Genomic DNA, 6,286 nt, shown 5'->3' with positions numbered 1-6,286 from the left:
AGCCGCGCACCTCGTGGGCGTAGGCAGCGAGCGTGATGCGGTCGCGCCGCCCGGGCGGCCAGGCACCGCTGTCACCGACAACGACCAGGTCATCATCGGCGCGTACGAGGTCAGCGCCGGCACTTCCGAGCGGCACCAGGATATGTCGCTGACCGACCAGCTTCGCGACGACCAGATCACGCTTGCGGGGCTTGCTCCCAATTGCCAGGTAAAACTGCGGCATGCTGCCTCCAAACGCACGCGCGCACCCCCCCGAGGATCGGAGCGGTGCGCGTGTTTCGCTGCTGGGCTGAGTGTACGCGGCGGCCGTTACAGCAGGCGCAGGAGTGCCCTGGTTATAGCAGGGCTGACAATGACATGCGCTCCTCTGCTGAGGGCGGCCGGCGCGGGCAGGCGTGTCCGTGCCGGGCTGCGCGTACCATGCGGAATAGGCACTCGATGCGCTACAATGACCGCATCGTGAAGGAGGCCCAGATGAGCACCCTACCCCCAACCATTGACGAGACACTGGCGATGGCGCGGCGGCTGCCGCTGCGCGAGCGGGCGCGCCTGATCGCCCTCATCGCGCAGGATATCGCCGCCGAACCGGTGGTGCCGGCAGCGCCGACCGGTACCGCGCCGTGGGAAGCCCTCTTTGCCACCATCGACCAGATCGCGGCGTCGCCGATGCTCGACGGCGGGCGTAGCGCTACTGCCGAAGCCACGGAAAGCCGGCGCTAATGTACACTGTGGATACCAGCGTGTGGGTGAACAGCTCCGACACGCACGAAGCCGGCCACGAGATCAGCCGGGAATGTCTCGCGCTCCTCGGGCAGCAGGGGCGTCATCTGGTGCTGCCAACCCTGGTGCTGCCAGAGATCGCGGGCGCGATTAGCCGAACTCGGGCCAACGCAACCTTGGGTGAGACCTTCGCTGCGCAGGTTGCCGCCCTGCCAAATGTTGCGTTGATACCCCTTGATGCAACATTGGCAAACCAGGCGCGGATCCTGGCTGCGCAGCATCGACTTCGCGGCGCTGATGCAGTCTACGCAGTTGTGGCGCTGGCGGCGAAGACCACGCTGATCAGCCTGGACAATGAGCACCTAACCCGGCTCAGCGGGGTTGTGCCGGTGATGACCCCGGCGCAACTCCTGGCCGCGCTCAGGGCGGAATCTGAGAACAGGTGACGGATAGATCTCGCCTCTAGCCAGATCCACACCCCATCCTGTGAGCAGACAATCATCGCGAAACTCAGCCTCGCCTGAGGCTATTTGCGCACGTTACTCGCCCTGACTCATGGCGCGGCGAGATCGCCGCTGCGGCTTTTCGGGCGCTGGTGGGGATGCTGATGGGCTCGGGGGAGGCGTGACCGGCTCGGCCCGGGCCAGTGTGGCCAGGTGGTCGCGGATCGCGTCGCGCACCACCTCGCTGTCGATCTCGCTCACGGCCTGGCCGGCGGCGCTGAGGTTCGTTAGCCCACCGAGACCGATGAGCGTCCACACGTGGCGCGTGCGGTCGAGTATGTGTCGCCAGTGCGGCCGGATCGTATCCGGCAGGTGGTTGACCAGCGGCTCGGCCGTGTTCCAATCCTGCGCGGTCAGCGCGGCCAACAGGCGCGTGATCCGCTCCGGCAGGTCGCCGTCGGTCGGCAGCGGTGCAACCCGCCGCCGCTGCGGACGCGCCGGCGCTGGCTCCTCGTCGGCCTCCTCGGGCTCCTCAGCGCCTTCCTGCGCCGCGTCCACCACTTCCTCGGCCTCGTCGCCCTCTCCAGGATCCCGCTCAGCGGGCTCAGCGGAATCCTGCGCCTCGCTGGCGGCCGGGGCGGCCATTTGGGCGGACTCGGCCGCCGGCGGGGCGCGGAACGAGCCAGCCAGCAGGCCGAGTCGCAGATCCACCGCCGGGTCGCCCATCAACAGCTCGGCGGCGATCCTCAGCTCATCGCTGGCGGGTATGCGGGGTGTGTAGTCGGGATGCGCCTGCCTGAGATCAAACAGCACGCGCTCACACGCCCGCTGGAGCGTGGCGAACAGCAGCACGCCGGCCTGGGCCTCGTCCAGGCGGTGCTCGTGCGCCGGTCGCACCATCGCCGGCGGTGCCAACAGCGGGGGCAACGTGTCGCGCTTGGGGATCGGCCTGGCCGCCGCCACCGGTGGCGCGGCGGGCCTGGTCGAGGCCGCAGGCTGGCCGAACACCAGCTTCGATTTGCCCGCCGGGGGTGCGGGCTGAAACGCCGGTGGCGGCGTCACTTCCTCGCCAAACAGATCGGTCATTGTGTCAGTCATCGTGCGGCTCGCTTCCATGTCTTTTGCGGTCTCGGCGCGGCGATGCCGCGCAGCTCCTCGCGGGTGAGGCCAGAGGCCTCGGCCAGGGCCGAGGCGGTGATGGGGACGCTGGTGGCGGTCATGCTGAGCAGGTCCAGGTCAGTTCGCATCCGGGTAATCGCCCGGTGGGTGATCAGCTGGGTGAGATACTCGGCGGCGATCGCCGCCAGGGTCGCGTTGATGCCGAACGCCTGACGGTTGCTTGCGACGTCATCCGCGCAGTTCGGCACCGGCGCGGCCTTCTTCTTCTTGCGCCCCTTCGGCGCCGGCGGTGGGACGACCAGGTCGGGCTGCTGAAGCCCCGGCGAGGGCAGCGCCGCGCACAGGCCGTCTAACGCGAGGCAGCCGTGCAGGTTGGCCCATGCGTAGGCCGAGCCGAGCAGCACCTGGCCGGTGTGCTCGTGGTTGCCCACGTCCAGCCAGAGCCAGCGCAGGTCGTACTGCGCAGATGGCATGCCGTCGTGCAGCAGAGCCCGGGGCGGGACGCTGTCCACGCAGCCGACGATGATCAGGTTGACCTCTTTCGCCCCTGGCCCGAGGCCGTCGCTGCCAGCGATGATGCTGGACCGCAGCTTCGCGTCGAGCATCTCCGGGATCGCCTCGACCTGCAGGCCGTAGTCGGCGTTGACCCGGGCCGCCAGGGCCTGGGCCTTGTTCAGGCCCACGTCGCGCAGACGGGCCAGCTGGCGACCGACGTTCTTCGGCTCGAAGACATCGCCATCGATGAGCAGCACGTCCACGGCCGGGCCATTGACATGTTTGAGGTGGTAGCAGAGTCTGGCCAGGCTCTCGACCAGGTGGCTGCCCGTGCCGCCACAGCCGACGACGACGACCCGGAACGGCCGCTCGGCGATGCGCAGTGGCAGCGCTGGCTCAATCTGTAGCTGTCGCATTGTGTCTCATCTCCTCGCGCAGCACCTGATAGGCCGTGGCGAGCATGCGCCGCGCATCGCCGCGCCGAATGATCGGGTCGATGCCGGCCGCCACGAGCGAGTCGGCCAGCCCGCCCAATGCGTCAAGCACGCCGATCCACGGATCGCTCTCGGCGCGGGTCGAGGCGTCGGTGTCAGTCTCTGGAATGTCCAGCTCGTCGGTGAACGGCCCGAGGCCGTCGAACAGCAAGGTCGCCGGCACCATCTGGCGCGTCCCGTACACGTTGAGACGGCAGAGGATGGTCGGCTGCGCGAAGATGTTGCCGACCACCACGCTCGCCGAGAGCCAGGTATCGTCTCGGTCGTCGGTCGCGCTAAAAAACGGTGCCATGCGGTGGTGGCTGTGGAGGTCCACCAGGTAGCGCCGGTCGAGCTCGTAGCGCACCTGGCTGGGGTTGGCCATCTGCTTCGGCTGGTAGAGGTGCGGCTGGGCCTCATCATCGAGCACAACGAGCCACTGGGCCTCGATGGGAATCAGCAACTCGCCAGCGGGGCCATCGCCGCCCTGGGGGGCCAGCGCGGCCCTGGCCTCGGCCAGCACCTGATCGAGCAGCGCGGCGGGCAGGCGGCCCGGCCAATGCTCCCAGGCGACGGCGGGGTGGAGCTCAGGCAGGCCCGGGGTGGAGCCGGCTTCGTGCAGCACGATCACCTCGGTGTCAACGTTGCGGCCATATTTGAACACGCCGTTGCCGGCCCAGATGTAGGAGATTCCCACGCGCTCGGGTACGAGATCATCAGGCCCAGCGGTGTGGTAGTGCGTCATCTGACGCAGCAGGTCATTCAGAATCACCGAAAACCTCCCCGCGTATCACGGCGGATAGTCGCTTGCCCTGCGGCACCAGATCGTCGCAGGGGTAGGCGCGCCGGCCCGTCAAGGATGCGTACAGTTTGATCAGGTCGCCGCCGAACTGGCGGCTCGGCGTGCTTGTCGCGCGCTCGATAAAGAAGCTGTCCTCGGCATAGATGCGAAAGCCCGCCTCCATCGTCCCGACCTCGGCCGGCCCGGGCCTGCGCCCCGACCCCCAGCAGATGCTTCCGCTCTGATACGTATTGGCGAATGGCGCGTGGTAGAGCATCGCATCACCGCTCCTGGGCCAGCCGCGGGCGAGGTCGCGGCTGTGGAGCGCGTAGATGCGGTACCGCTCGCCCCAGCCGGCCCACACGATCGGCGGCGTGGTAAACGCCCAATCCCGGGCCTCGCTGCCCTTGGTGGCAACCTTAACTTTACGCGGCGGTATGAGCGCGACCGTGAAGGCCAGGCCGCCGCGCATGCCGATGGCCAGCGTGTGCGGGTCGAGCAGGCCAGTGCTGGTCGGGGTGCCGGCCAGCACCTGGCGCACCGCACCGGCATCGACAAAGTACTCCGACCACCGCCGGCCGATGCGCCGGGCTGCGACCACGGCGCCGCCGCGATAGAAGCGCAGGGTGAGCATCGGCTCTACGTCGGCGATCAGGCTCTCACGCCGCTTCCATCGCGGCGGCTTGGTGATCCGCAGCTGCGGCTTCTTCTTCGGCTGCATCGTCGTTCTCCATGCGGTCTCTGAGCGCCGCCAGCTCGCGGCGGAACTCGGCCAGGTCGGCCGGGGTGTGGTTGGCGATCGCCTCGGCCGCCAGCGCGTGCATCGCCTCGCCGAGCTGCGTGATCAGCGGCGGGTGGGCCACAAACGCCCGCGACAGCTCCCAGAAGCCCACCGCGATCGCCCGGCCCTCGCGCTGCTGCGCGCCGACGGCGAGCACATGGTCGGTGTCCGTCCAGTCGATCCCGAAGTTCCCGCTCCAGTTCTCGTTGACATCCTCCACGCTGTAGGCGGCGTAGATGTTGTCGCACAGCCCGAGCGGGTAGGTCAGCACATCGGCCGCCAGCGCCTCCACGCCGTCGTCGCCGCCGATGTCGAAGGCGAAGTGCTGCCAGAACGCCTCGCGCACCTCGGGGATGTCGAGCATCGGCAGCGGCTCCAGCGCGCTGATGCGGGCGCAGATCTCCGCGTTGGCGATCAGCTCGGTGTGCCGATCCGGCGTGATATGGCCGAAGTAGGTGATGAAAATGGGGTTCTTATGCCAGAGCCTCCAGAGCAACCCCACCAGCACGTTCTCGTCGTCCGGCCCATGCTCGTAGAGCTGCTCCAGGTCGAGGCCGTAGCACATCGGCGCCGGCTCCCAGATGTTCGCGCGGCTCTCGAAGATGTCGAGCAGCGCCGACGGCGTGGCCGGCTGGGCGCAGCGCCGCGTGAACGCGACGAGCGGGTCTTCCACCCCGAGCCCCATGCCCCAGGCCCACCAGGGCTGCAAATCGAGCAGATCACGGTCGGCGAGGCTGAGAAAGAGCCCGGCAGTGGCGCGCAGGGTCGTCGGCGTCACCGCCAGGCCCTCGATATACTCGGTGTAGATGTCGCGGTAGTAGAGCTGGAGCAGCTCGGCGGCACGCCTCGCGGTGGAGATCGCGGCCTCCGCTTCCTCGCTCTCGATCAGGATGGTCTGGTTTAGAACGCGTCCGAGCCGGTGCAGCCGTCGATCGTCACGACGACGGGTCCGGCCGGCACGTCGCAGAGACGCATGCATAGATCAACCTCGTGCGTACTGAAAACCAGGAGTCCCTCGCGGTCCACCGGCGCGAGCAGGAGCTGCTCGAAGGTCAGCGTGCCGCGCAGGTCGCGCAGTAGCGAGCCGGCGCCGCGCACTGCGGCGACCGGCACCGGCGGCACGGTGATGATCAGCAGCGCCAGATCCTCGCCGGCGCTGAGGCCCTTGGTGCCAGCGCGCTTGGTAAACACCAGCACTTTGTGGCGCTGGCCGGCGATATCGACGTTGTCGTAGGTGATCTGCGCGTCGCGGGCGCCGGGGTACTGCAGAGAAAGAGTCTGGCGGATCTGGACCTCGGGCGTGTCTGCGGCCACGCTGAACTCCTGGCCGTCGATCCGCACGATCCAGGTGGACGCGTTCTCGACGATCAGCGCCGGCTCGTCAGCGGCCGGGGCGGGCGTGGGTGTCGTGGTCATGAGGGTTCCTCGCACATGTGGCCCGGCACGACAGTCGCGCCGGGCGCTCAGGGTTCGG

9 protein-coding genes are annotated in these 6,286 nt (G+C 68.5%); 2 read left to right on the top strand and 7 right to left on the bottom strand.

The features are described from left to right. Positions 1–223, bottom strand: a 223-nt coding sequence (locus K2Z83_RS20430; RefSeq protein WP_220597041.1) for a hypothetical protein, incomplete at its 3' end; no start/stop codon positions are given. Between the two features lie 251 nt (positions 224–474). Here K2Z83_RS20430 and K2Z83_RS20425 point away from each other — a divergent pair. After that, entirely contained in the window at positions 475–720 is a 246-nt protein-coding gene (locus K2Z83_RS20425) for a hypothetical protein (protein ID WP_220597040.1), read from the top strand. After that, positions 720–1,166: a PIN domain-containing protein gene (locus K2Z83_RS20420; RefSeq protein ID WP_220597039.1), complete on the top strand. Its 447-nt coding sequence runs from the start codon at positions 720–722 to the stop codon at positions 1,164–1,166. The genes K2Z83_RS20425 and K2Z83_RS20420 overlap by 1 nt, the downstream gene beginning before the upstream one ends. Before the next feature lie 93 nt (positions 1,167–1,259). Here the strand turns inward: K2Z83_RS20420 and K2Z83_RS20415 are convergent, their stop codons facing one another. The 6 genes from K2Z83_RS20415 to K2Z83_RS20390 are packed head-to-tail and all read right to left on the bottom strand — an operon-like array spanning position 1,260 to position 6,228. After that, positions 1,260–2,249: a hypothetical protein gene (locus K2Z83_RS20415; protein ID WP_220597038.1), complete on the bottom strand. Its 990-nt coding sequence runs from the start codon at positions 2,247–2,249 to the stop codon at positions 1,260–1,262. Between the two features lie 8 nt (positions 2,250–2,257). Then, positions 2,258–3,193 (bottom strand): ThiF family adenylyltransferase, encoded by a 936-nt coding sequence (locus K2Z83_RS20410; RefSeq protein ID WP_220597037.1) that lies wholly within the window; start codon positions 3,191–3,193, stop codon positions 2,258–2,260. Next, a complete protein-coding gene (locus K2Z83_RS20405; protein WP_220597036.1) occupies positions 3,174–4,022 on the bottom strand; it encodes a Mov34/MPN/PAD-1 family protein in 849 nt (282 codons plus the stop codon). The genes K2Z83_RS20410 and K2Z83_RS20405 overlap by 20 nt, the downstream gene beginning before the upstream one ends. Next, the gene (locus tag K2Z83_RS20400; RefSeq protein WP_220597035.1) at positions 4,009–4,752 is read right to left on the bottom strand and encodes a prokaryotic E2 ligase family D protein; all 744 of its coding nucleotides are present in this window, start codon (positions 4,750–4,752) and stop codon (positions 4,009–4,011) included. Before K2Z83_RS20400 ends, K2Z83_RS20405 begins: the two co-directional genes overlap by 14 nt. Further along, the gene (locus K2Z83_RS20395) at positions 4,691–5,791 is read right to left on the bottom strand and encodes a hypothetical protein (RefSeq protein ID WP_220597034.1); all 1,101 of its coding nucleotides are present in this window, start codon (positions 5,789–5,791) and stop codon (positions 4,691–4,693) included. The genes K2Z83_RS20400 and K2Z83_RS20395 overlap by 62 nt, the downstream gene beginning before the upstream one ends. Next, positions 5,713–6,228 (bottom strand): hypothetical protein, encoded by a 516-nt coding sequence (locus tag K2Z83_RS20390; protein ID WP_220597033.1) that lies wholly within the window; start codon positions 6,226–6,228, stop codon positions 5,713–5,715. Before K2Z83_RS20390 ends, K2Z83_RS20395 begins: the two co-directional genes overlap by 79 nt. Between the last annotated feature and the right edge of the window lie 58 nt (positions 6,229–6,286).

Origin of the sequence: Oscillochloris sp. ZM17-4, assembly GCF_019599295.1 — a bacterium.
In the GTDB taxonomy this organism is placed as follows: domain Bacteria; phylum Chloroflexota; class Chloroflexia; order Chloroflexales; family Chloroflexaceae; genus Oscillochloris.
This window is presented reverse-complemented; position numbering and strand designations above follow the sequence as displayed.

Coding starts and splice junctions, on each gene's coding strand:
- K2Z83_RS20425 (WP_220597040.1), top strand. CDS start 475: ATGAGCACCCTACCCCCAACCATTGACGAGACACTGGCGATGGCGCGG.
- K2Z83_RS20420 (WP_220597039.1), top strand. CDS start 720: ATGTACACTGTGGATACCAGCGTGTGGGTGAACAGCTCCGACACGCAC.
- K2Z83_RS20415 (WP_220597038.1), bottom strand. CDS start 2,249: ATGACCGATCTGTTTGGCGAGGAAGTGACGCCGCCACCGGCGTTTCAG.
- K2Z83_RS20410 (WP_220597037.1), bottom strand. CDS start 3,193: ATGCGACAGCTACAGATTGAGCCAGCGCTGCCACTGCGCATCGCCGAG.
- K2Z83_RS20400 (WP_220597035.1), bottom strand. CDS start 4,752: ATGCAGCCGAAGAAGAAGCCGCAGCTGCGGATCACCAAGCCGCCGCGA.
- K2Z83_RS20395 (WP_220597034.1), bottom strand. CDS start 5,791: ATGCATGCGTCTCTGCGACGTGCCGGCCGGACCCGTCGTCGTGACGAT.
- K2Z83_RS20390 (WP_220597033.1), bottom strand. CDS start 6,228: ATGACCACGACACCCACGCCCGCCCCGGCCGCTGACGAGCCGGCGCTG.